22 protein-coding genes and 3 tRNA genes are annotated in these 19465 nt (G+C 55.9%); 7 read left to right on the forward strand and 18 right to left on the reverse strand.

Going from position 1 to position 19465, the window contains the following annotated elements; all coding sequences use genetic code 11:
- Positions 1 to 21 precede the first annotated feature (21 nt).
- The 9 genes from deoB to ABEH87_RS11100 form a co-directional block, all read right to left on the reverse strand.
- Entirely contained in the window at positions 22 to 1245 is a 1224-nt protein-coding gene (gene deoB / locus ABEH87_RS11060) for a phosphopentomutase (protein ID WP_346576433.1), read from the reverse strand.
- A 66-nt stretch (positions 1246 to 1311) separates the two neighbouring features.
- The gene (deoA, locus tag ABEH87_RS11065) at positions 1312 to 2631 is read right to left on the reverse strand and encodes a thymidine phosphorylase (protein ID WP_346576434.1); all 1320 of its coding nucleotides are present in this window, start codon (positions 2629 to 2631) and stop codon (positions 1312 to 1314) included.
- Positions 2632 to 2694: 63 nt separating this feature from the next.
- Entirely contained in the window at positions 2695 to 3474 is a 780-nt protein-coding gene (gene deoC, locus ABEH87_RS11070; RefSeq protein WP_346576435.1) for a deoxyribose-phosphate aldolase, read from the reverse strand.
- Between the two features lie 275 nt (positions 3475 to 3749).
- Positions 3750 to 4526: a TatD family hydrolase gene (locus ABEH87_RS11075; protein WP_346576436.1), complete on the reverse strand. Its 777-nt coding sequence runs from the start codon at positions 4524 to 4526 to the stop codon at positions 3750 to 3752.
- A complete protein-coding gene (locus ABEH87_RS11080) occupies positions 4523 to 5578 on the reverse strand; it encodes a patatin family protein (protein WP_346576437.1) in 1056 nt (351 codons plus the stop codon). Before ABEH87_RS11080 ends, ABEH87_RS11075 begins: the two co-directional genes overlap by 4 nt.
- Positions 5579 to 5673: 95 nt before the next feature.
- Positions 5674 to 5835: a DUF1328 domain-containing protein gene (locus tag ABEH87_RS11085; RefSeq protein ID WP_013200641.1), complete on the reverse strand. Its 162-nt coding sequence runs from the start codon at positions 5833 to 5835 to the stop codon at positions 5674 to 5676.
- Positions 5836 to 5962: 127 nt separating this feature from the next.
- Positions 5963 to 6577, reverse strand: a complete 615-nt coding sequence (gene osmY / locus ABEH87_RS11090) for a molecular chaperone OsmY (RefSeq protein ID WP_346576438.1) — start codon at positions 6575 to 6577, stop codon at positions 5963 to 5965.
- A gap of 276 nt (positions 6578 to 6853) precedes the next feature.
- Positions 6854 to 8443 carry a peptide chain release factor 3 gene (gene prfC, locus ABEH87_RS11095; RefSeq protein WP_346576439.1) on the reverse strand — a complete coding sequence of 530 codons (1590 nt, stop codon included), beginning with the start codon at positions 8441 to 8443 and terminating at the stop codon, positions 6854 to 6856.
- A gap of 169 nt (positions 8444 to 8612) precedes the next feature.
- A complete protein-coding gene (locus ABEH87_RS11100; protein ID WP_346576440.1) occupies positions 8613 to 9251 on the reverse strand; it encodes a DNA-3-methyladenine glycosylase I in 639 nt (212 codons plus the stop codon).
- Between the two features lie 144 nt (positions 9252 to 9395).
- On the opposite strand from ABEH87_RS11100, the gene yghU reads away from it, so the two are divergent.
- On the forward strand, positions 9396 to 10247 hold the full coding sequence (gene yghU, locus ABEH87_RS11105; protein WP_346576441.1) for a glutathione-dependent disulfide-bond oxidoreductase: 852 nt from the start codon (positions 9396 to 9398) through the stop codon (positions 10245 to 10247).
- An 82-nt stretch (positions 10248 to 10329) separates the two neighbouring features.
- Here the strand turns inward: yghU and yjjG are convergent, their stop codons facing one another.
- Genes yjjG through ABEH87_RS11120 form a run of 3 tightly spaced genes read right to left on the reverse strand, consistent with a single transcriptional unit; the run spans position 10330 to position 11850 of the window.
- The gene (yjjG, locus tag ABEH87_RS11110) at positions 10330 to 11010 is read right to left on the reverse strand and encodes a pyrimidine 5'-nucleotidase (protein ID WP_346576442.1); all 681 of its coding nucleotides are present in this window, start codon (positions 11008 to 11010) and stop codon (positions 10330 to 10332) included.
- Between the two features lie 14 nt (positions 11011 to 11024).
- Positions 11025 to 11468: a ribosomal protein S18-alanine N-acetyltransferase gene (rimI, locus tag ABEH87_RS11115; protein WP_346576443.1), complete on the reverse strand. Its 444-nt coding sequence runs from the start codon at positions 11466 to 11468 to the stop codon at positions 11025 to 11027.
- Entirely contained in the window at positions 11431 to 11850 is a 420-nt protein-coding gene (locus ABEH87_RS11120) for a DNA polymerase III subunit psi (protein WP_346576444.1), read from the reverse strand. The genes rimI and ABEH87_RS11120 overlap by 38 nt, the downstream gene beginning before the upstream one ends.
- 142 nt (positions 11851 to 11992) lie before the next feature.
- Between ABEH87_RS11120 and rsmC the strand changes: the two genes are divergently transcribed.
- The 4 genes from rsmC (at position 11993) to ABEH87_RS11140 (ending at position 13514) form a co-directional block, all read left to right on the forward strand.
- Positions 11993 to 13021 carry a 16S rRNA (guanine(1207)-N(2))-methyltransferase RsmC gene (gene rsmC, locus ABEH87_RS11125; protein WP_346576445.1) on the forward strand — a complete coding sequence of 343 codons (1029 nt, stop codon included), beginning with the start codon at positions 11993 to 11995 and terminating at the stop codon, positions 13019 to 13021.
- A 165-nt stretch (positions 13022 to 13186) separates the two neighbouring features.
- Positions 13187 to 13273 (forward strand) — tRNA-Leu (locus ABEH87_RS11130).
- Between the two features lie 33 nt (positions 13274 to 13306).
- Positions 13307 to 13393, forward strand: a tRNA-Leu gene (locus tag ABEH87_RS11135).
- A gap of 34 nt (positions 13394 to 13427) precedes the next feature.
- A tRNA-Leu gene (locus tag ABEH87_RS11140) sits at positions 13428 to 13514 on the forward strand.
- Positions 13515 to 13624: 110 nt separating this feature from the next.
- Here ABEH87_RS11140 and ABEH87_RS11145 read toward each other — a convergent pair.
- Positions 13625 to 13861, reverse strand: coding sequence for a DUF1435 domain-containing protein (locus ABEH87_RS11145; RefSeq protein ID WP_346576446.1), 237 nt, complete (start codon positions 13859 to 13861; stop codon positions 13625 to 13627).
- Between the two features lie 262 nt (positions 13862 to 14123).
- Here ABEH87_RS11145 and ABEH87_RS11150 point away from each other — a divergent pair, with 262 nt between their 5' ends.
- Positions 14124 to 15221 (forward strand): diguanylate cyclase, encoded by a 1098-nt coding sequence (locus ABEH87_RS11150; RefSeq protein WP_346576447.1) that lies wholly within the window; start codon positions 14124 to 14126, stop codon positions 15219 to 15221.
- A gap of 216 nt (positions 15222 to 15437) precedes the next feature.
- A complete protein-coding gene (locus ABEH87_RS11155; RefSeq protein WP_346576448.1) occupies positions 15438 to 15911 on the forward strand; it encodes a YbaK/EbsC family protein in 474 nt (157 codons plus the stop codon).
- 84 nt (positions 15912 to 15995) lie between these two features.
- Here ABEH87_RS11155 and ABEH87_RS11160 read toward each other — a convergent pair whose 3' ends face one another.
- From ABEH87_RS11160 to ABEH87_RS11180, 5 genes are all read right to left on the reverse strand, one after another.
- Positions 15996 to 17201, reverse strand: a complete 1206-nt coding sequence (locus ABEH87_RS11160) for an MFS transporter (protein WP_346576449.1) — start codon at positions 17199 to 17201, stop codon at positions 15996 to 15998.
- Between the two features lie 169 nt (positions 17202 to 17370).
- On the reverse strand, positions 17371 to 17808 hold the full coding sequence (locus tag ABEH87_RS11165; protein WP_346576450.1) for a VOC family protein: 438 nt from the start codon (positions 17806 to 17808) through the stop codon (positions 17371 to 17373).
- A gap of 111 nt (positions 17809 to 17919) precedes the next feature.
- Positions 17920 to 18483 carry a hypothetical protein gene (locus tag ABEH87_RS11170; RefSeq protein WP_346576451.1) on the reverse strand — a complete coding sequence of 188 codons (564 nt, stop codon included), beginning with the start codon at positions 18481 to 18483 and terminating at the stop codon, positions 17920 to 17922.
- 13 nt (positions 18484 to 18496) lie between these two features.
- Positions 18497 to 18859 (reverse strand): DUF596 domain-containing protein, encoded by a 363-nt coding sequence (locus tag ABEH87_RS11175; protein WP_346576452.1) that lies wholly within the window; start codon positions 18857 to 18859, stop codon positions 18497 to 18499.
- Positions 18856 to 19443, reverse strand: coding sequence for a hypothetical protein (locus ABEH87_RS11180; protein ID WP_346576453.1), 588 nt, complete (start codon positions 19441 to 19443; stop codon positions 18856 to 18858). The genes ABEH87_RS11175 and ABEH87_RS11180 overlap by 4 nt, the downstream gene beginning before the upstream one ends.
- Positions 19444 to 19465: the final 22 nt, after the last annotated feature.

The following is a 19465-nucleotide window of genomic DNA, read 5'->3' on the forward strand; positions in this document are numbered from 1 at the left end:
ATAAAGAGTGTCACTTTAACCTCAGAATATCGGCTTGCCGTATTCCATCGGTGAAAGACCAAAATAGTGAGCGACGGTCTGGCCGATGTCGGCGAACGTCTCGCGATAGCCGTAGTCACCCGGCTTCACGCCCGGCCCGTAAATCAGTACCGGAATATGCTCGCGGGTGTGTTCCGTGCCCGGCCAGCTTGGGTCGCAGCCGTGGTCAGCGGTAAGGATCAGGATATCGCCCTCTTTCACCTGCGCCATCAGCTCTGGCAGGCGGCGGTCAAACAGCTCCAGCCCACCGGCGTAACCCGGAATATCACGGCGGTGTCCCCAGGTTGAGTCGAAATCAACAAAGTTGGTGAACACGATGCTGTTATCCGGCGCGGTTTTCATTTCCGCTACCGTGGCATCAAACAGCGCATCGAGGCCCGTTGCCTTCACCTTTTTCGTGATGCCAACGTGCGCATAGATATCTGCAATTTTACCGACGGAAATCACTTCCCCGCCCTGCTCGTCCACCAGCTTTTTCAGCACGGTCGGCGCCGGAGGCTCAACCGCCAGGTCGTGACGGTTACCGGTACGCTCAAAGCTGCCCGGCTTATCGCCAATAAACGGACGCGCAATCACGCGGCCGATATTGTACCCGCCTTCCGTCAGCGCTTCGCGCGCAATTTCACACAGTTCATAGAGACGATCAAGACCGAACGTCTCCTCATGGCAGGCAATCTGGAACACCGAGTCCGCAGAGGTATAGAAAATCGGCTTACCGGTTTTCATATGCTCTTCACCCAGCTGGTCAAGGATCACCGTGCCGGAAGAGTGGCAGTTACCGAGGTAACCCGGCAGGTTGGCTTTTTCCACCAGCAGATCGAGCAGCTCCTGTGGGAAACTGTTTTCCAGATCGCTGAAATAGCCCCAGTCAAACAGCACCGGAACACCGGCGATTTCCCAGTGACCGGATGGCGTATCTTTACCAGAAGAGAGTTCGCTGGCATAGGCATAGGCCCCGATAATCTCCGCGTCTTTGTCCAGACCCAGCGGGAACTTACCGCTGGAGGCTTCCGCCGCTTTACCTAACCCCAGCGCCGTCAGATTCGGCAAATGGAGAGGGCCTTTACGCCCTTTGTCTGCTTCACCCCTGAAGCACGCCTCGGCAATGTGTCCGAGGGTATCCGAGCCTTTATCGCCGAACTTGTCGGCGTCTTTGCTGTGCCCGATCCCAAAGGAATCAAGCACCATGATAAATGCACGTTTCATCCTGATCTCCTGCGCGATTTTCGCGATGAGCGTTAAAAAAATGCGATCAGAACAGAATACCCCTAATTACGATATTCTGCGATAAATAACTGGCGTCGATTCGGGTTTCACGTCGCTGAGCACCACCGCCTTTCTCACAGCGGCGGCCGCTTCCTGCCAGTGGGCTTCGGTGGCGGCATGGATCATCGCCAGCGGGCGCTGACTATCTACCGCGTCGCCTAACTGCGCCATCTCGCTGAAGCCCACGCTGTAGTCAATGCTGTCGCTGGCACGGCGGCGACCTCCGCCCATCGATACGACGGCCATACCCAGCGCACGGGTGTCCATGGCGCTGACGATGCCAGGCTGGTCGGCGTAAACTGCTTTACTCAGCACCGGCGCTGGCAGATAGCTGTCCATACGTTCGATAAAGTCCGTCGGGCCTTTCTGCGCGGCAACCATGCGGGCAAAGACTTCTGCGGCACGGCCGTTATCCAGCACGGCCTGCAGGCGGGAATGCGCGTCTTCAGCCGACTGCGCCAGGCCACCGGACAGCAGCATTTCGCTGCACAGCGCCATGGTCACTTCCAGCAGACGCGGGTTGCGGTACTCCCCGGTGAGGAACCGGACGGCCTCACGCACTTCCAGCGCATTGCCCGCGCTGGAGGCCAGCACCTGATTCATATCGGTTAACAGCGCGGTGGTTTTACATCCGGCACCGTTAGCCACGCCGACAATCGCCTGCGCCAGCGCTTCAGACTGTTCGAAGGTTGGCATAAATGCGCCAGAACCCACTTTTACATCCATCACCAGCGCATCAAGACCTTCAGCCAGTTTTTTGGCAAGGATAGAGGCGGTAATCAGCGGAATCGAATCGACCGTCGCGGTAATATCGCGCGTAGCGTAGAAGCGCTTATCTGCGGGAGCAAGCGAACTGGTCTGGCCGATGATCGCTACGCCGACCTCTTTGATAATCTGCCGGAAGCGATCGTCCTGCGGGAAAATATCAAACCCCGGGATCGCTTCAAGTTTATCCAGCGTACCGCCCGTATGGCCAAGGCCACGGCCGGAAATCATCGGTACATAACCGCCACAGGCTGCGACCATCGGGCCAAGCATCAGGGAGGTAACATCGCCCACGCCGCCGGTGGAGTGTTTATCCACTACCGGGCCATTCAGATTCAGTGCCTGCCAGTTCAGCACCGAGCCGGAATCCCGCATTGCCATCGTCAGGGCGACGCGTTCAGGCAGCGACATATCGTGGAAATAGATGGTCATCGCCAGCGCGGCAATCTGTCCTTCAGAGACCGTGTTGTCGCGCACACCGTTGATAAAAAAGCGAATTTCTTCTTCACTCAACGCCTGTCCATCACGTTTTTTTCGAATAATTTCTTGTGGCAGGAACACGGTAACCCCCTGTATGAATAGCGAAATGGTTCAACGGGTCAGGCATGCCTGACCCGTCATCCTTTAGTATTTGCTGTCGCTGGTGGCACCGCTGAAGCCCGCAGTATTCAGCAGGCTGGCAAGCAGGCTGGATGCACCAAAACGGAAATGACGGGCATCTGCCCAGTCGCTGCCCAGGATGTCATCGGCCAGTTTCAGATAGATCGCCGCATCGTCTGCGGTGCGCACGCCACCCGCAGGCTTAAAACCAACCTGCGCTTTAACGCCTTTATCGGCGATAACGCGCATCATGATTTCCGCCACGTCGGGGGTCGCATTGACAGGCACTTTACCGGTCGAGGTTTTAATAAAATCGGCACCGGCATCAATGGCGATCTCAGAAGCCTTGCGGATCAGCGCTTCTTCTTTTAACTCACCGGTTTCAATAATCACTTTTAGCAGCACCCCGGCCTCTGAACACGCCGCTTTACACGCTTTGACCAGCTCAAAGCCGACGGTTTCATTGCCGGCAATCAGCGCACGGTACGGGAATACAACATCCACTTCATCTGCGCCGTAAGCAATCGCCGCACGGGTTTCTGCCAGCGCAATATCAATGTCGTCATTGCCGTGTGGGAAGTTGGTCACCGTGGCAATACGGATATCCGGGGTGCCCTGTTCGCGCAGCGTCTTACGCGCAATCGGGATGAAACGTGGATAGATACAGATAGCGGCGGTGTGACCGGCCGGGGATTTCGCCTGATGGCACAGGGCGATCACCTTAGCATCGGTATCGTCGTCATTCAGCGTGGTGAGATCCATCAGTTGCAGCGCACGCAGCGCCTGAGTTTTTACATCGGACATGGTTAATCTCCAGATCATGATCGGTGAGGACACGATTATCACACTGATAACCGCTGGCGCCCTGCAATGTTAGAATTATAACAGCGAAACAGGCTCTTTTTTGTGGTAAGTCTCACAATTAAAAGACGGTAGTTTCATAATTATCACATTTAAGGTGAGAGAGATCACCTTAAACAGGCTTCTTTGCGGCAAATACCCCGTCGGCTGCGACTTTACGACAATGTTATAATAATAACATTTTAAACGCAGTGGCGGCAGGGAAAAGCATCATGGTGTTACAAACCAAACAGCGTACGGCTATTTTCGCGCAGGGTGTCAGCTATCTGCTGGGGGGATTCAGGACGAAGTTCACACAGAGCCTGCCAGACATTGCGCACCCGCTCCGGGCGATTAGGCTGCCCCTGAAAACCGCTTAACGGCATATCAGGAGAGTCTGTTTCCAGCAGCAGCGAAGAGAGCGGCAGACGGGACATGACGTGCCGGGTTTTACGGGCACGCTCCCAGGTGATGGTGCCCCCCACGCCAATCGCGTATCCGGCACGAATAAAGGCCAGCGCCTGCTGCTCACTGCCGGCAAAACCGTGAACCACGCCGCGGCGCGGCAGATTGCTACGGCGCAGGTGCAGCGCCAGCTTATCGTGAGTGCGCCGCGAGTGCAGGATCACCGGCAGATCGTAATCACGCGCCAGCCGCAGCTGCGCGTCCAGCAGCGCCTGCTGACGCTCAAACTGCGGGTTTTCAATATAAAGATCGAGGCCAATTTCCCCGATCGCCACCAGCTTCGGATGCCGCTGCTGCAGATGCTGCTCCAGCCGTTCCAGATCCTGTGGCTGATGTTCAGCAATCGCCATCGGATGCACACCCAGCGCGGCATAGACCGCATCATACTGTGTGGCCAGCGCCAGCACGCCGTCGAAGCGCGTAGCCGCAACGCCAACCGCAATGATCTTCTCCACGCCGGCAGCCGCAGCGCGTTCCAGGCTGGCGGCTTCATCCCCGACAAACGGGGGGAAGTCAAAATGGCAGTGAGTATCAACGAAGTGCTGCGTCATGCCAGCGATCCTTTATCATAATCGGCATCATTGCCCGGCAGGGGATCGCCAACGATCCCCTGCCGGTGGGACTCATTCGCCACCGGCGCGGGCGGCACCACCGTGCGCTGAACGCCAGCACTGGCCGCTCCGTCACTCAGCCACTGGCCCAGCGTGGCGAGGAAATAGTGGCCGCAGCGTCTGCCCAGATGATAATCCTGATTGAGCGACGCCACGCGGCTGCCTAGCGCGGAGCTGGCGAGCGGGCGTGGCGGATAGATTTCAATTATCCGCAGCTTACCGGGTGGCTGGTCGATAAAACGCTGGATCTCGCCATAGCTCTCTTCATGTACCTGCAAAATATTGATTAACGGTTGCAGAGCGCCTTCACTCAGCCAGCGCTCCACGCGCTTCAGCCACAGAGGAGTATAGGTCATCTGCGACGGCACAGTGCGGATCACCACAATGGTTTCCGCGCCGCGTCGCGCGGCTTCACGCACCGGAATCGCATCGCGGATGCCGCCATCAAGATAGCTGACGCCGGACAGATCGACGCCCGGCCGGTAAAAACCCGGAATAGCGCTGGAGGCTTTAATAATGTCATGCCAGGTATCGGCGGTAGGCGAAAAATAGTCCGGGGTATAGTCATCGCTGCGGCAGGCGCACATGTAGAACTCGCGCCCGCTGGAAAACAGCTTCGCTCCGGCATCCATCGCCAGCGGAAACTCCTGACGGGTAATATCCATCAGCCAGTCAAGATCGATGAGATGCCCCCCGCGTACAAACCGCAGCGGATCAAAAAACTGTTTACTGGTGGTATAGCGGGTGATGACCCGACGGGCGTAGCCAGGCTGCGCACAGACAAAAGCAGAGAGGTTTTGCGCCCCGGCAGAGGTGCCAAGCAGCAGATGAAAGGGGTTGAAGTGAGTATGCTGAAAAGCATCAAGCACACCGGCAGTAAAGATACCGCGCTGCCCACCGCCTTCACAGACCAGAGCCATTTTGCCTGGACGGAAGGGTTGTAACGCCAGCGGTGCAATGTTGCCGACGGTGATCGGGATGCGTATGCCCAAGTCAGGTATCCTCTCAAGGTAAAGAAGAGAGGATACCTGTTCTCAGTCACATGCGTGAGTCGCTAATGGCTTAATTAACGGCCCGGCGATTTGCGCTAAAGTTTTTTACGTCCGGTAAACAGGCTGATAAGGAAAATAATGATACCGACGACAAAGACGATTTTAGCAGCCCATGCCGCTGTACCCGCCAGACCTCCGAAACCTAATGCAGCTGCAATCAGCGCAATAATCAGAAAAATAATACCCCAACGAAACATAGCCTCTCCTTACCAGTAGTGAAATCGAACTCATTTTTATCATTCACATCACCTGCTATGCAGGGGTGAACGTTTTTTCTTTGCAGGTGAAAACGCTGGCAGCCCGTGTTAGCGGGCCGCCGGGCCATTACGATTTAACGGTCAGATCGTTTTTGACGCTTTTAACACCTTCAATAGCTTTGGCAATGCCTTCAGCGCGTTCGGACTGCGCCTGCGTCTTCACCGTACCGGAAAGCTGAACCACACCGTTGGTGGTTTCCACTTTCACATTACGCGACGGTACGATGTCGTCAGCTAACAGTTTAGCCTTAATTTCGCTGGTCGTTGCTGTATCACCGGCATAACCGCTCATTGTCTGTTTTGTGCTGTCTTTTACGTGCAGTTTATCGCTAACGGATTTTACGCCTTCCACTTTCTTGGTGGCGGCTACGGCCAGTTCAGCCTGATCCTGCGAAGTCACGAAACCGTTCAACGTCACCACACCGCTGTGCGTCTCAACGGAAATGTCGGTACTCTTGATAGCATCATTGTCCACCAGCGCGGCTTTCACTTTCGCCGTTACGCTGCTGTCATCCATGTAGCCACCGACTTTTTTCATAGAGCTATCGATTTTTGAACCCGCGCTGTCTGCCGCAGACTCCGCTTTACCGGTCATGGTGCCTTCCGCCAGAGCAGAACCACTCACCAGTGCAGAACCAACCATCAGCGCCATCAGCGTTTTTGCCATCTTAGTCTTCATCATCGATTCATTCCTTTTGTCTTGTTACCACTCACAACGGTGAGCTTTTCAGTCACAAACGGCGTGACTGTAGTTGTCGGCAAGATCGGGCTTTTGCCATTGAACGTTGCAGCCATCGCGCCGCGTATTTTTCGTCCTGTAGAAATGAATATAGTCGGTAATCAGGATTTCACCGGGGATGGTGGAAGATATGATGGATAAATCAGCAAAAAAGAGATTCTTTAGGAGGAGTCTGTAGATTGCAGGGGCCGATCATTTTTTTCGATCGGCCCCTATTACTTAATGCTCGCGGGTTTTACGGAACACCACGTCAGGATAACGTTCCTGAGTGATATTCAGGTTCACCATGGTCGGTGCAATGTAGGTGAGGTTGTCACCGCCATCAAGCGCCAGGTTAACCTCATTCTTGCGCTGGAATTCATCAAACTTTTTAGCGTCACTGCACTCTACCCAGCGGGCGGTAGAGACGTTGATAGCCTCGTAGATGGCTTCCACGTTGTATTCACTTTTCAGACGCGCGACCACCACATCGAACTGCAGCACACCGACAGCCCCAACGATCAGGTCGTTGTTGTGTACCGGACGGAACACCTGCACGGCACCCTCTTCCGACAGCTGCACCAGCCCTTTCAGCAGCTGTTTCTGCTTCAGCGGATCGCGCAGGCGGATGCGGCGGAACAGTTCCGGGGCAAAGTTTGGAATGCCCGTGAACTTCATGTTCTCGCCCTGGGTAAAGGTGTCACCAATCTGGATGGTGCCGTGGTTATGCAGGCCGATAATATCGCCCGGATACGCCTCTTCCACGTGCGAACGGTCACCGGCCATAAAGGTCAGTGCATCGGCAATGGTCACGTCTTTGCCGGTTCGCACCTGGCGCAGCTTCATGCCCTTTTCATACTTGCCGGACACGACGCGCATAAAGGCCACGCGGTCACGGTGTTTCGGGTCCATGTTCGCCTGAATCTTAAACACGAAGCCGGTAAATTTCTCATCGGTGGCGGTCACGGTGCGCTGGTCGGTATCGCGTGGCATCGGAGACGGTGCCCACTCAACCAGACCGTCGAGCATATGGTCAACGCCGAAGTTACCCAACGCCGTACCAAAGAATACCGGGCTTAACTTGCCGTTGAGGAAAGCTTCACGGTCAAATTCGTGGGAGGCCCCCTGCACCAGCTCCAGCTCGTCACGCAGCTGAGCGGCCAGATCTTCACCAATCGCCGCATCCAGTTCCGGGTTATCCAGCCCCTTTACAATGCGCACTTCCTGGATGGTATGGCCCTTACCGGTCTGGTAGAGGTAGATTTCGTTTTTGTACAGGTGGTAAACGCCCTTAAACAGCTTGCCGCAGCCAATCGGCCAGGTGATTGGCGCACAGGCGATTTTCAGCTCGCTTTCCACTTCGTCCATCACTTCCATCGGGTCACGGATGTCACGGTCGAGTTTATTCATAAAGGTCAGGATCGGCGTGTCGCGCAGACGGGTGACTTCCATCAGCTTGCGGGTACGATCCTCAACGCCCTTGGCGGCGTCGATCACCATCAGACAGCAGTCTACCGCCGTCAGGGTACGGTAAGTATCTTCTGAGAAGTCTTCGTGCCCCGGTGTATCCAGCAGGTTGACCAGGCTGTTGCGGTAAGGGAACTGCATTACCGAGGTGGTAATAGAGATCCCACGCTGTTTTTCCATCTCCATCCAGTCTGATTTAGCATGCTGATTGGAGCCACGGCCTTTTACCGTACCGGCGGTCTGAATAGCCTGTCCGAACAGCAACACTTTTTCAGTGATGGTGGTTTTACCGGCATCCGGGTGAGAAATGATGGCAAAAGTGCGGCGACGGGCCACCTCTTGCATAAACGATGGATTTGACATGAAGCTTCTTCTGGTTTGGCGCTGCGCCGCCGTGCGGCAGAGCGCGCGCAACGGGATTCACAGCCGATTAATCAATAATGGTCGGCATTTTCGCTTATCCCGGCCCCATACACAATGATCGACCGGCGCTTATTCGAACGAAAGTACAACAGCCGGCCGCTCCTTCTGTTCAGCGAGGCCTGATTAACTGCGCCCGTTCCGCTTCACATTCTGCGCGGCAGCAGCAGCCTTCAAGGTGATCGTTAACCAGCCCCAGCGCCTGCATTAGTGAATAGGTCGCTACCGGACCGACCCAGGTCCAGCCGCGTTTTTTCAGGGCTTTTGACATCGCTTGCGCTTGCGGACAGGTCTTCACCGTTTGCCAGAATGACAGGTCAATGCTGGCCGGACGCTGATCCGGGGCAGGCTCAAACTGCCAGAACCACGCCGCCAGCGACCCGGCTTCATTCACCAGTTCGATAGCACGCTGCGCGTTATTGATCGTGGAGACGATTTTAGCGCGGTTGCGCACAATGCCTTTATCCGCCATCAGCCGGGCAATATCGTCATCGTTGAAACGCGCCACGGTGCGAAAATCAAACCCGGCAAAGGCACGGCGGAAATTTGCGCGTTTATTGTAAATCATCTTCCACGACATGCCGGAGAGGAACCCTTCCAGGCACACTTTCTCAAACAGCATGATGTCATCTACCACCACCCGCCCCCACTCGCGGTCGTGATACTCCGGCATCCCGGGCTGCCAGGCGCAGCAGATGCGCCCCGCATCGCTAAGGGTAAGCCCGGCGGCCTGCAGTTCCGTTTGATCCATTCTATGCCCTTCTTGTTTAATTGTGCTCTTTGCGGATAAGCGCCGTCGCACGTGCAATGCTATACCTAATCGCGTTTCGCGACGAATGCCACTACGTTTAGTGCGTTACTTCACATTTATGACTGGAAAATGGGGCGTTAAGTTATGAGCGATAAAGAGTATCAACCAGCAAAAGTCTGGAGCGAAAACAAGGGCCTCGGCGGCACCTGGGGCAGCATCAACCGCCCGACGGCTGGCGCACGTTTTGACGCAGACCTGCCGGTGGGCAAACACCCGCTACAGCTCTATTCGATGGGCACACCCAACGGGCAGAAGGTCACTATTCTGCTGGAAGAGCTGCTGGCGCTGAACGTGCAGGAAGCGGAGTACGATGCGCATCTGATCCGCATCGGCGACAGCGAGCAGTTCTCCTCCGGTTTTGTTGCGGTTAACCCGAACTCGAAGATCCCGGCGCTGCTCGACACCAGCACCGTTCCCGGCACGCGCGTATTTGAGTCCGGCGCGATCCTGCTTTATCTGGCCGAGAAATTTGGTCACTTCCTGCCAAAAGAGCCGGCAGCGCGCACCGAGACGCTGAACTGGCTGTTCTGGCTTCAGGGCGCAGCACCGTATCTGGGCGGCGGCTTTGGTCACTTCTACCACTATGCGCCGGTGAAAATCGAATACGCCATCGACCGCTTTACCATGGAAGCCAAGCGACAGCTCGACCTGCTCGACCAGCAGCTGGCGAAACATCGTTACATAGCCGGAGAGAATTACACCATTGCCGATATGGCGGTGTGGCCGTGGTACGGCATGCTGGTGAAGGGGCTGGCCTATGAGGCGGCAGAATTCCTGGATGCCGGTTCCTATAAAAATCTACTGCGCTGGACCGATGAAGTGGCAGCCCGCCCGGCGGTAAAACGCGGTCGCATCGTCAACCGCACCTGGGGGCCGGAGAACGAGCAGCTGCCAGAGCGCCACGACGCGGCGGATTTTGCTAAGCTGGGACTGTAACCTGAACCGGGGGCGGACCGTTTGTTGCGGTCCGCCCTTCCGGCAGACTCTGCCAGCCGCAGTGGCGGATCCTGTATTGCGGTCAGCCCAACAGCTTATCCTGTAACTCCTTCAGAGACGTCACCTGCCAGGTCGGCTTAATGCCTTCCGGCTGCGCACGCCCGTCGGCATTCAGCCAGCAGGTCGCCATACCGGCATTGATGCCGCCCAGAATGTCCGAATCGGGGTTATCTCCCACCATCATCACGCGCTCGCGCGCCGGGTTGCCCATCTGGTTTAACGCATAGTCAAAGATCGCCGGATGAGGTTTGGCATAACCCACCTGCTCAGAAATCACCAGCAGATCGAACACGCCCAGGAAGCCGGTATGTTCCAGACGCGCCTGCTGCAGCGCCGTAAAGCCATTGGTGATAATGCCCATTTTCACCCTGCCCTTCAGCGCGTTAAGCAGCCCGACGGCCCCGGCCAGCGGCGTACAGATCTCCGACATCGCCTCCAGAAAACCCTTATTCAGATCGTGAGCCGTCACGTCAAGCTTCGCCGCCCAGCTCTCAAAGCGCTGATGCTGAAGCTGCAACGCGCTGATAGCCCCGTTCTGATAATCCACCCACAGCGGCTGGTTAATGGCCTGATACTCTTCGTAATCGGTGCGGCTGAATGGCACATCGTACCGCTGAAACAGACGCTGCAAACCGGCAAACGCATCGAAGTGGAACAGCGTTTCGTCAGCGTCAAATAAAATCCAGTCCCAGTTTTTAAGCATCGGTCAGTTCCCTGTTAAATAGTTAACGCCATCATGATCGCGTCTTCTTTACCGCCATCTGCCGCCGGGTAATAGTTACGACGGACAGAGACCTCATTGAAATCCAGCTGTTCATACAGCGCTATCGCGGCATGATTGGAGGCACGCACCTCCAGCCACAGCGTCAGTACGCCGCGCTGTTCCAGCTCGCTAATCAGGTGCTGCAACAGCTGTCGCCCCAGGCCACGGCGTTGATACGCCGGATCCACCGCCAGATTAAACAGCGTGGCTTCATCCAGCACCGTCTGCGTTATGGCAAATGCCGCCATCTCCCCTGCCACCGTCAGGCGGAAATTGAGATAGCGCTCCCCCTGATTGCTGGTGAAGGTTTTTTCAGACCAGGGAAAAGCGTGACTGCGCTGCTCAATGGCAAACGCCTGTTCAAGATCGTGCGTTGTGAGTAAAGAAATCTGATTCATGTTGGCAAATCTGCAGCCAGAGCGCCCGTTTGGCGTCGGCATTGTGATAGAGCTCCGCCAGCAGTGGCGAAGCCAGTTGGGTTCCGGCCAGTGGCACCGGGGCATCAAGTCCTAAACGCCAGCTGTGGCAGCAGGCATCGTCCGGCAGCATCGCCAGCCGATCGGGGGTGAGCACCTGCACCTGCGCGTCCTGCAATTCCAGGGCGCGCAGCACATCTTTTACCAGCGGATCGTCCAGCGCCGGGGGCGTTTCCGCCACAATCACCAGCCGGGTCTCTGCGGGTAACGTCACCGCAATCTCGCCCTGCAGGGCACGCGGACGCCGCAGCGTATACTGCGTTATGCCCATTTGCTGTAATAACCAGTCACGTCTGGAAGACATCTTTTTTTCCTGTCTGGTCGCCTGATTGCGCCGTCATGCTAGCAAATCCCTCGAAACTGCGCCAACAAACGACGCGGCTAACGCAGTTGCAGCTTCAGGCATGCAGGGTATAATCGCGGCTCTGATTTATAAGGAGCCATCGATGTCCGCATTTACCCCGGCCAGTGAAGTGATACTGCGCCATAGTGATGAGTTTACTGAACGCCGCGTGCTGTTTGCTGGTGACCTGCAGGATGACCTGCCCGCCCAGCTGGAAACGGCGCTGAGCCGGGTACATACCCAGCAATACCATCACTGGCAGATCCTCAGCCGTGCCCTTGGGGAAAACGCCCATTATGGCCTGGCTGCCACTGCTGAGGTGGCCGCCGACTGCGACACCCTGGTCTATTACTGGCCAAAAAACAAACCGGAAGCGCAGTTCCAGCTGCAAAACCTGCTGTCCCTGCTGCCGGTAGGTTGCGATATTTTCGTCATCGGTGAAAACCGCAGCGGCGTGCGCAGCGCAGAGCAGATGCTGGAAGGCTGGGCGACCGTCACCAAAATCGACAGCGCCCGCCGCTGTGGACTTTATCATGGCCGTCTTGATAAACAGCCCACTTTCGATGTGGACAGCTTCTGGGACGAATACCCGCTGGGCGATCTCACCATCAAAACGCTGCCGGGTGTCTTCAGTCGCGATGCGCTGGATATCGGCAGCCAGCTGCTGCTTTCCACCCTCAAGCCGCACACCAAGGGTAAAGTGCTGGATATGGGCTGTGGCGCAGGCGTGATTGGGGCGCTGCTCGCCACACACTCACCGAAGGTACGCCTGACGCTGACCGACGTGAACGCGGCAGCGATTGAAGCGAGTAAAGCCACGCTGGCGGCCAACCAGCTGGAAGGGGAGGTGTTCGCCAGTAATGTCTATTCCGACATTCCAGGGCGCTTTGACATGATCCTGTCTAACCCACCGTTCCATGATGGTGTTCAGACCAGCCTTGATGCGGCACAGACGCTGATCCGTGGGGCAATCACGCACCTGAATACCGGCGGAGAGCTGCGTATCGTCGCCAATGCCTTCCTGCCTTATCCGCAGGTGCTGGATGAAACCTTCGGCAGCCATGAAGTGCTGTTACAGAACGGCCGCTTCAAGGTGTACCGCGCCGTTAAGAGCCGCCCACCGAAGAAATAAGCTCTCTTTCTGTCGGGGTCGGCCTTTTTTCGGTCGCCCCGCAGGCCAAACCGGTTCTTTTCCAGGCTGTTGTTTCAACAATAAGAAATAACTGTTGACGTCCCTGGTAAAACCTCTAGAATGCGCCTCCGTGGTTGCGATATAACGTTGTTATGTTGCGGGTATGCGAAGGTGGCGGAATTGGTAGACGCGCTAGCTTCAGGTGTTAGTGTCTTAACGGACGTGAGGGTTCAAGTCCCTCTCTTCGCACCAAAAACCACGTTGTTCATATTACGCAGCATCTGCGCGAAGGTGGCGGAATTGGTAGACGCGCTAGCTTCAGGTGTTAGTGTCCTAACGGACGTGAGGGTTCAAGTCCCTCTCTTCGCACCAAATGCGGTGATATGAATAGACAGTTCAACAGGACGCGAAGGTGGCGGAATTGGTAGACGCGCTAGCTTCAGGTGTTAGTGTCTTAACGGACGTGAGGGTTCAAGTCCCTCTCTTCGCACCATGTTGAATCCCTCTGCAGTAAGCTCATACCGACTCCCTCTTTTCAGCCCGTCCTTCTCTGATAACAAAACACGCCCTGTTATGCCGTTTAATTCTGCACGTCTTTATTGATCACAGCCGCGTAAAATTCACTGAGATTGCCGTCAGCGCACCGACCAGCGCAATACCGGAAGGCAGCAGCATATAATGGCGCAGACGTTTATGGTACAGCATCACCACGGTCGCCAGGAACGCCACGACCATCAGCACGCGCCACTCACTGAAAGACAGCTCCATCAGAGCCACCAGCGGCATCATCATGCAGGGCACCAGTGCGCCCCAGCCACTCTCCAGCCTTATCCCTCTCATTCTGCCACCCCCAGAAGATGTATCCACACAGTCTCAAATGATAATGATTACCAATAGCATATGATAGTTTTTATCACTTTGCAGCAACATTGTTGAAAATTTATGCCTGCGGATGACAGCCTCACCTTAAAGTGGTAGATTGGCAGCGAACACTATTCAGAAAAATCTAATAATAACAGCTCTAAACTATTCCAATTACGAAATATCTGCCATTTCAATATGGTAGTTCTTTGATATTTCAGGGCGGTCACGAGTAACTATAATGAAATTACAAAGCTACGATGAATTGCTTCACAGCAAGCATCGGCTGTCGCTGATGCTATTTCTTTTTTTAAACACAGCTAGCGCAGCATTTTGCATGCTTAACGTTAATAGTCTTACCATGACAATGGTCACTGCCCCTACGGCAATCATTATAGTATTGAGCTTAATGTTATTAACATGGATGGTTTTAAAACCTTTAGGTAAATTTCCCCTATTAAATATTGCGGCCCTGCTGACCGGATTACTTTGGGCATGGCAAATTGTGGTGAAGTATCACCAGAATTTTTATTTTGATGGCAGCTATCTGCTGATAGCGCTGGTCAGCGTCTTCTTCATCAGTGCCATTGCGCTGGGCGACCATCTGCTCGCATTTTGCCTGCATACCACCCCGGCATCGGTGGCAGTGCTGACGCTCGATCACGGTCATAACACGCTGGTGCTGCTGTTTACCATCACCCTGCCGCTGTTTGGTTTTACGCTGCACCACCTGATGCAACGGCGGCGAGATAACTTCACCCGCCGCCTGGTGAGCCAGCTGTACGAAGAGAAAGAGACCTACAGCGACCTGAGTATGCTCGACCCGCTAACCGGTTTATATAATCGTCGCGGGTTGAAGAACCGGCTGGAAAATATTCTGGATAATCATGCAGGCAGCCACTTTGTGCTGCTGCTGGATATTGATCATTTTAAAGCCTACAACGACAACTATGGGCATGCGATGGGTGACCAGGCGCTGGCGCGGGTATCCGTGGCGATTCGCGACGCGGTACGCTCACGCGATATTGTCACGCGTTACGGCGGCGAGGAGTTCCTGGTATTACTGACCAACGTGAATGAGTCGATCGCCATGAAACTGGCCGAGCGTATTCGTCAGTACGTGTTGGATCTGGAGATCCCACACCGCTTTAATGAAAGGGTAGCGACTCATGTCACCATTAGCGCCGGTATTGCTCCGCTGATTGAAGACGATTTTGACAATGCGCTGGCCAATGCCGACCGTGCATTATATCTGGCAAAAAGTCAGGGCCGTAATACCATCCTCTCTCATCAGGACCGGCTTAAACATCCGCTCAGCCAGGCGGCCGACGCGCTGTAAAAATGAAATGGCCTTTCTGAGGGCCATTCATTTTAAAAACTTAAGCATTTATTTAATACAAATTCGCGGCAGGTCAGCCATAAATAAGGCCCTGTCTTAAAAAGCCGTTTGCGACCGATTAATAATCTAGTTTATTTCTTTATAAAAAGGACTATTCGCGTTTACAGATTGCTAACAATGTGGCAGGTTTATCTCCTCAAATCGCAGGAGATAAGCATGAGTCTGGAGTCAGTACGGCAGTTTTTTGCCGATCGCGCACCCGAAATTGACATCATTGAACTGTCAGAAAGCACCGCCACCGTGGCCCTTGCCGCTGCGGCTCATCAGGTTGAACCGGGTCAGATAGCCAAAACCCTGTCGTTGAAAGTCAAAGACCGCGTGGTATTGATTGTCACGCGCGGCGATGCCCGGCTGGACAACCGCAAGCTGAAAGAAACCCTCGGGGCGAAAGCCCGCATGCTGAACACAGATGAAGTGGTGAGCTGGACCGGACACCCGGTGGGCGGCGTCTGCCCGTTTGGTCTGGAAAACCCGCTCACGGTCTACTGCGACGTTTCGCTCAAAAGCTATCAGGAAGTGCTGCCTGCCGCTGGCGCAATCCACAGCGCGGTCCGGATCTCCCCGGAACAGCTGGCGCAGCTGACCGATGCCGAGTGGGTCGATGTCTGCCAACCGCCCATGAACCTGTAGGGGGCGAGCGCTTTTCTGATCGTTACGCCTGGCAACCTCAACATCAACGGGTGGACCGGAAAAGAGAGTCCCTCCTACGCATGATTACGGTTCCCCGGAAATTTTGACGCCACGCGTTTCGCGGCCAAAAGCCACAATCAGGCAGATCAGTACCGCCACCGTACCGGCAACTATCGCCATCGCCAGGCCATAGTTATTGCCATGGGCTGAGGCGATTCTGGATTGCAGCGTGGCGTTGACCGAAGCCACCAGGTTGCCCAGCTGATAGACAAACCCCGGCAGCACCGCACGCGCACTGGCCGGAACCAGCTCGGTCAGCCATCCCGGCACCACGCCCCATGCGCCCTGCACCATAAACTGCATCAGAAACGCCCCGACACCCACCATCCATGCACCGCTGGAAAACGTCCACAGCGGCAGCACCAGTAACGCCAGAAAGGCCGCAATCATAATCGCCTTCTTACGGCCTGTTTTCTCAGACAGCGTCCCGAAGAGGATCCCCCCCAGAATCGCCGCAATATTGTAGAAGATGGCGATAATGCTGATGGTATGCGGATCAAAGCCGTGCTGCACTTTCAGGTAGGTCGGATAGAGGTCCTGCGTGCCGTGGCTGAAGAAGTTGAAGCAGGCCATCAGCAGCACCAGATAAACGCAGAGCTTCCAGTGAGTTTTCAGCACCGGCAGCAGTGCCGTCGTCTCCCTGCGCTCACGGGCTGCCAGCCACACCGGCGACTCCGGCACCTTAAAATAGATAAACGGCAGCAGCAGCACCGGCAGCGCGCCAATCAGGAACATGCCGCGCCAGCCCACCAGGGTGTAGCACAGACCGAACACTACTGAAGCCAGCAGATAACCAAACGGGTACCCCGCCTGGAACACCCCGGACATCAGCCCGCGCGAACGGTCGGGGATCGTTTCCATCGCCAGCGAGGAGGCTACCCCCCAGACACCGCCCATTGCCACCCCGTATATCACGCGGAAAACCAGGAACCATACCAGCGTCGGAGACCAGGCAGAGAGCAGTTCAAATAGGGTGAAAGCGATGATGTTGACCATCAGAACAGGACGGCGACCGTACTTTTCCGCCAGACGGCCAAACAGCAGCGCGCCCAGAGGCCGCACCGCCAGCGTCAGCATAATCGCCAGTGACACCTCCGTGATGCTGACGTGGAAATTCGCCGCAATATCGCTGAGCACAAAGACCAGAATAAAGAAGTCAAAGGCGTCCAGTGTCCAGCTGCCAAAACAGGCAAAGGCCACGTTGCGCTGAGTAGAGGTCCAGTTAAACATAGGGAAGGTTCCTGTCTTAGAGGCAAACAAATATGTTAATTATTTGTTTATAGCATGTAAGACAGAGGTTGATTGCGGCGCTTTTGTCAGGCTTCTCATCAGACTGTAAAGGAGGGTGTCATTGTGTTACCAGACTAATAATTAGCCTGGTAACACCTGCCTGTGGCCGCTAAAGCCCGCGGGCGATGGTCGCCTGCAAACCGACCTGCTGACCATACGACAATTCCAGGGTATTGCCGTCCGGGTCGGCAAAGAAGGCCCAGTAGCCAACCGGCTCAGGGAACTGGACGGGCGCCTTGCGCAGCACCCCTTCCTCTTCGGCCATCGCCACTTTCACGTCAATCTCCTCACGCGTGGCGCAGGCAACGCCCAGGTGGCCGAACGGACCGAGGGGCGTGTCCCTTCTGACGGCCGTCTGCACCAGCACCAGCGCGAAGGGCCGGGTAAGGTCAGAAAGCCAGGCGACCTCTTCCGCTTCCGGCACGCCCGGCTGGCGCCGGTGCACAACCTGCATCCCGGCATAGCGCTGGTAGAAATCGATACTCTTTTGTAAGTCCTGCACTTCAAACGCTACGTGGGTGAACCCCACATCCACTGCACTACTCATCGCCCGCTCCTTGATTTATCGTCAGAGCCGTTATCATGGCGCGTTCGCGGTAAGGCAGGTGATCGTCAGTGCGAACGGCGGGCGCCAGGGCACAGATTGTGCTATTTTTGTTCAGTACGTGACCAGCGGCACCATCGCCTGCCAGCCGCCATCCTGCGGCAGATATTTATTGCCGTAAGTGACACTGGCAATGGGTTTCAGTACCCACTGGCCGCGGGCGTCCTGGACCAGCTCATTCGGCCAGGCGCGGCAGCGGTACATTTTCAGGTCGACGGCCTGGCTCAGCTGATAATAGTGACCCTTTTCAGGGACAAAGCTGACAATATTCATGCAGCGGTTTTTACCGCGCTGGTAGCTGTGGTAAACCGTGGTCTTTCTTCCCGCGTAAACCGGCGTTTCGAAATAATCACTGGTGTAGGTCTCTTCCTTTCCGCTGACTTTTGGCATTCCCTGGTCCTGGGTATTGCGCAGTATCAGGCTGCTTTTGCGGATCAGGCCGCCATGCAGTTTGCCATTCTCCATCTGATACAGGGCGCTGCTCTCTGTGCTACCCATAATGCGCAGCCCGGCAACCTCAGCGTCTGCCGGGGGCGGGGTAAAAAACTCCTGCTGTGGCAGCAGGTTACAGCCACTGAGCCACAGTGCGCTCAGCGCGAACATCCAGCGATAGTGCATAGGTCAGCCGTTATCAGGTCCAGACTTCCTGCCCTTCCGGGGTGATCCATACCAGCCCGGCGGGCGCTTTCGCCAGAAACCAGAGGCCGGTGTCATCAACATCGTCTGACTCATCGTCTGAATCAGGCGAAGGCCAGGCGTCAGCCAGGCGCTGTAACTGCTCCTCAACCGACCCGGTCAGAAAGTGGCCATTGCCTGCCAGGCGGATCTGCCCGCCCTTCAGCTGCTGGCGTAACAGCGCAAAGAAGATCGCTTTTCTCAGGCTGCTGTTATCCGGGATCGTGCGGCACTCGACCTCTATATGCTGCCAGAGCGCGCCGAGTGACAGGCCACGGGCACTTTGCAGCACCGATTGTTTGATGGTCTCCGGGCTCATCGCAGGTCAACAGGGGGGGACGGGGGCACCAGCCTGTCCGGCATCTTTTTCCAGTTTGCATCTTCATGGCCATATTGCCCTCCCCAGGTGACATCACTGATGCGCTCCAGCTGCCACTGCCCTGCAGCGTTCTGCTTCAGCTCGTAAGGCAAACCGCGACACTGGCGCAGACGCACGTCAACCTGCAAGCCGAACTGATAGTAGTGCCCCTTCTTCGGCACAAAGCTCATGGTACTGCTGCACTGGTTGTTGCCGCCGTCATAGGCCAGGCCAATGATGGTTTTCTGGCCTGCCACTACCGGGGTTTCGTAATAGTCGCTCCAGGACGATTTGTCCTGATCGCTGGCCACCGGCATCCCGCGATCCTGAGTATGGGTCAGGATAAGCTCACTGCTGCGCACCAGCCCTCCCGTCCTCTGGCCGTTGACCTCCTGCTCAATGGAGGCCTGCTCGGTGCCGCCGACAATACGCACCGAGGCGGTATTCTCACCCGCGGCAGGCGGCGTGAAAAAGGAATTATGCGGAAACTGGCTACAGCCGCTGACTGAGGTCAGCAGCAGGAACAGGGTGGTTTTACGCAACATCGGTCGTTCTCCTCATCGGGGA

Source organism: Erwinia sp. Eh17-17 (assembly GCF_039675725.1).
In the GTDB taxonomy this organism is placed as follows: Bacteria; Pseudomonadota; Gammaproteobacteria; order Enterobacterales; family Enterobacteriaceae; genus Erwinia.

What these genes read in the sequence shown, in the direction of transcription:
- ABEH87_RS11160 (WP_346576449.1), bottom strand. Translation starts at nt 17,201, where the DNA reads ATGTTTAACTGGACCTCTACTCAGCGCAACGTGGCCTTTGCCTGTTTT.
- prfC (WP_346576439.1), bottom strand. Translation starts at nt 8,443, where the DNA reads ATGTCAAATCCATCGTTTATGCAAGAGGTGGCCCGTCGCCGCACTTTT.
- ABEH87_RS11075 (WP_346576436.1), bottom strand. Translation starts at nt 4,526, where the DNA reads ATGACGCAGCACTTCGTTGATACTCACTGCCATTTTGACTTCCCCCCG.
- ABEH87_RS11145 (WP_346576446.1), bottom strand. Translation starts at nt 13,861, where the DNA reads ATGAGAGGGATAAGGCTGGAGAGTGGCTGGGGCGCACTGGTGCCCTGC.
- ABEH87_RS11150 (WP_346576447.1), top strand. Translation starts at nt 14,124, where the DNA reads ATGAAATTACAAAGCTACGATGAATTGCTTCACAGCAAGCATCGGCTG.
- rsmC (WP_346576445.1), top strand. Translation starts at nt 11,993, where the DNA reads ATGTCCGCATTTACCCCGGCCAGTGAAGTGATACTGCGCCATAGTGAT.
- ABEH87_RS11175 (WP_346576452.1), bottom strand. Translation starts at nt 18,859, where the DNA reads ATGAGCCCGGAGACCATCAAACAATCGGTGCTGCAAAGTGCCCGTGGC.
- ABEH87_RS11085 (WP_013200641.1), bottom strand. Translation starts at nt 5,835, where the DNA reads ATGTTTCGTTGGGGTATTATTTTTCTGATTATTGCGCTGATTGCAGCT.
- yghU (WP_346576441.1), top strand. Translation starts at nt 9,396, where the DNA reads ATGAGCGATAAAGAGTATCAACCAGCAAAAGTCTGGAGCGAAAACAAG.
- ABEH87_RS11165 (WP_346576450.1), bottom strand. Translation starts at nt 17,808, where the DNA reads ATGAGTAGTGCAGTGGATGTGGGGTTCACCCACGTAGCGTTTGAAGTG.
- rimI (WP_346576443.1), bottom strand. Translation starts at nt 11,468, where the DNA reads ATGAATCAGATTTCTTTACTCACAACGCACGATCTTGAACAGGCGTTT.
- ABEH87_RS11155 (WP_346576448.1), top strand. Translation starts at nt 15,438, where the DNA reads ATGAGTCTGGAGTCAGTACGGCAGTTTTTTGCCGATCGCGCACCCGAA.
- osmY (WP_346576438.1), bottom strand. Translation starts at nt 6,577, where the DNA reads ATGATGAAGACTAAGATGGCAAAAACGCTGATGGCGCTGATGGTTGGT.
- deoC (WP_346576435.1), bottom strand. Translation starts at nt 3,474, where the DNA reads ATGTCCGATGTAAAAACTCAGGCGCTGCGTGCGCTGCAACTGATGGAT.
- ABEH87_RS11100 (WP_346576440.1), bottom strand. Translation starts at nt 9,251, where the DNA reads ATGGATCAAACGGAACTGCAGGCCGCCGGGCTTACCCTTAGCGATGCG.
- yjjG (WP_346576442.1), bottom strand. Translation starts at nt 11,010, where the DNA reads ATGCTTAAAAACTGGGACTGGATTTTATTTGACGCTGACGAAACGCTG.
- ABEH87_RS11170 (WP_346576451.1), bottom strand. Translation starts at nt 18,483, where the DNA reads ATGCACTATCGCTGGATGTTCGCGCTGAGCGCACTGTGGCTCAGTGGC.
- ABEH87_RS11120 (WP_346576444.1), bottom strand. Translation starts at nt 11,850, where the DNA reads ATGTCTTCCAGACGTGACTGGTTATTACAGCAAATGGGCATAACGCAG.
- ABEH87_RS11180 (WP_346576453.1), bottom strand. Translation starts at nt 19,443, where the DNA reads ATGTTGCGTAAAACCACCCTGTTCCTGCTGCTGACCTCAGTCAGCGGC.
- deoB (WP_346576433.1), bottom strand. Translation starts at nt 1,245, where the DNA reads ATGAAACGTGCATTTATCATGGTGCTTGATTCCTTTGGGATCGGGCAC.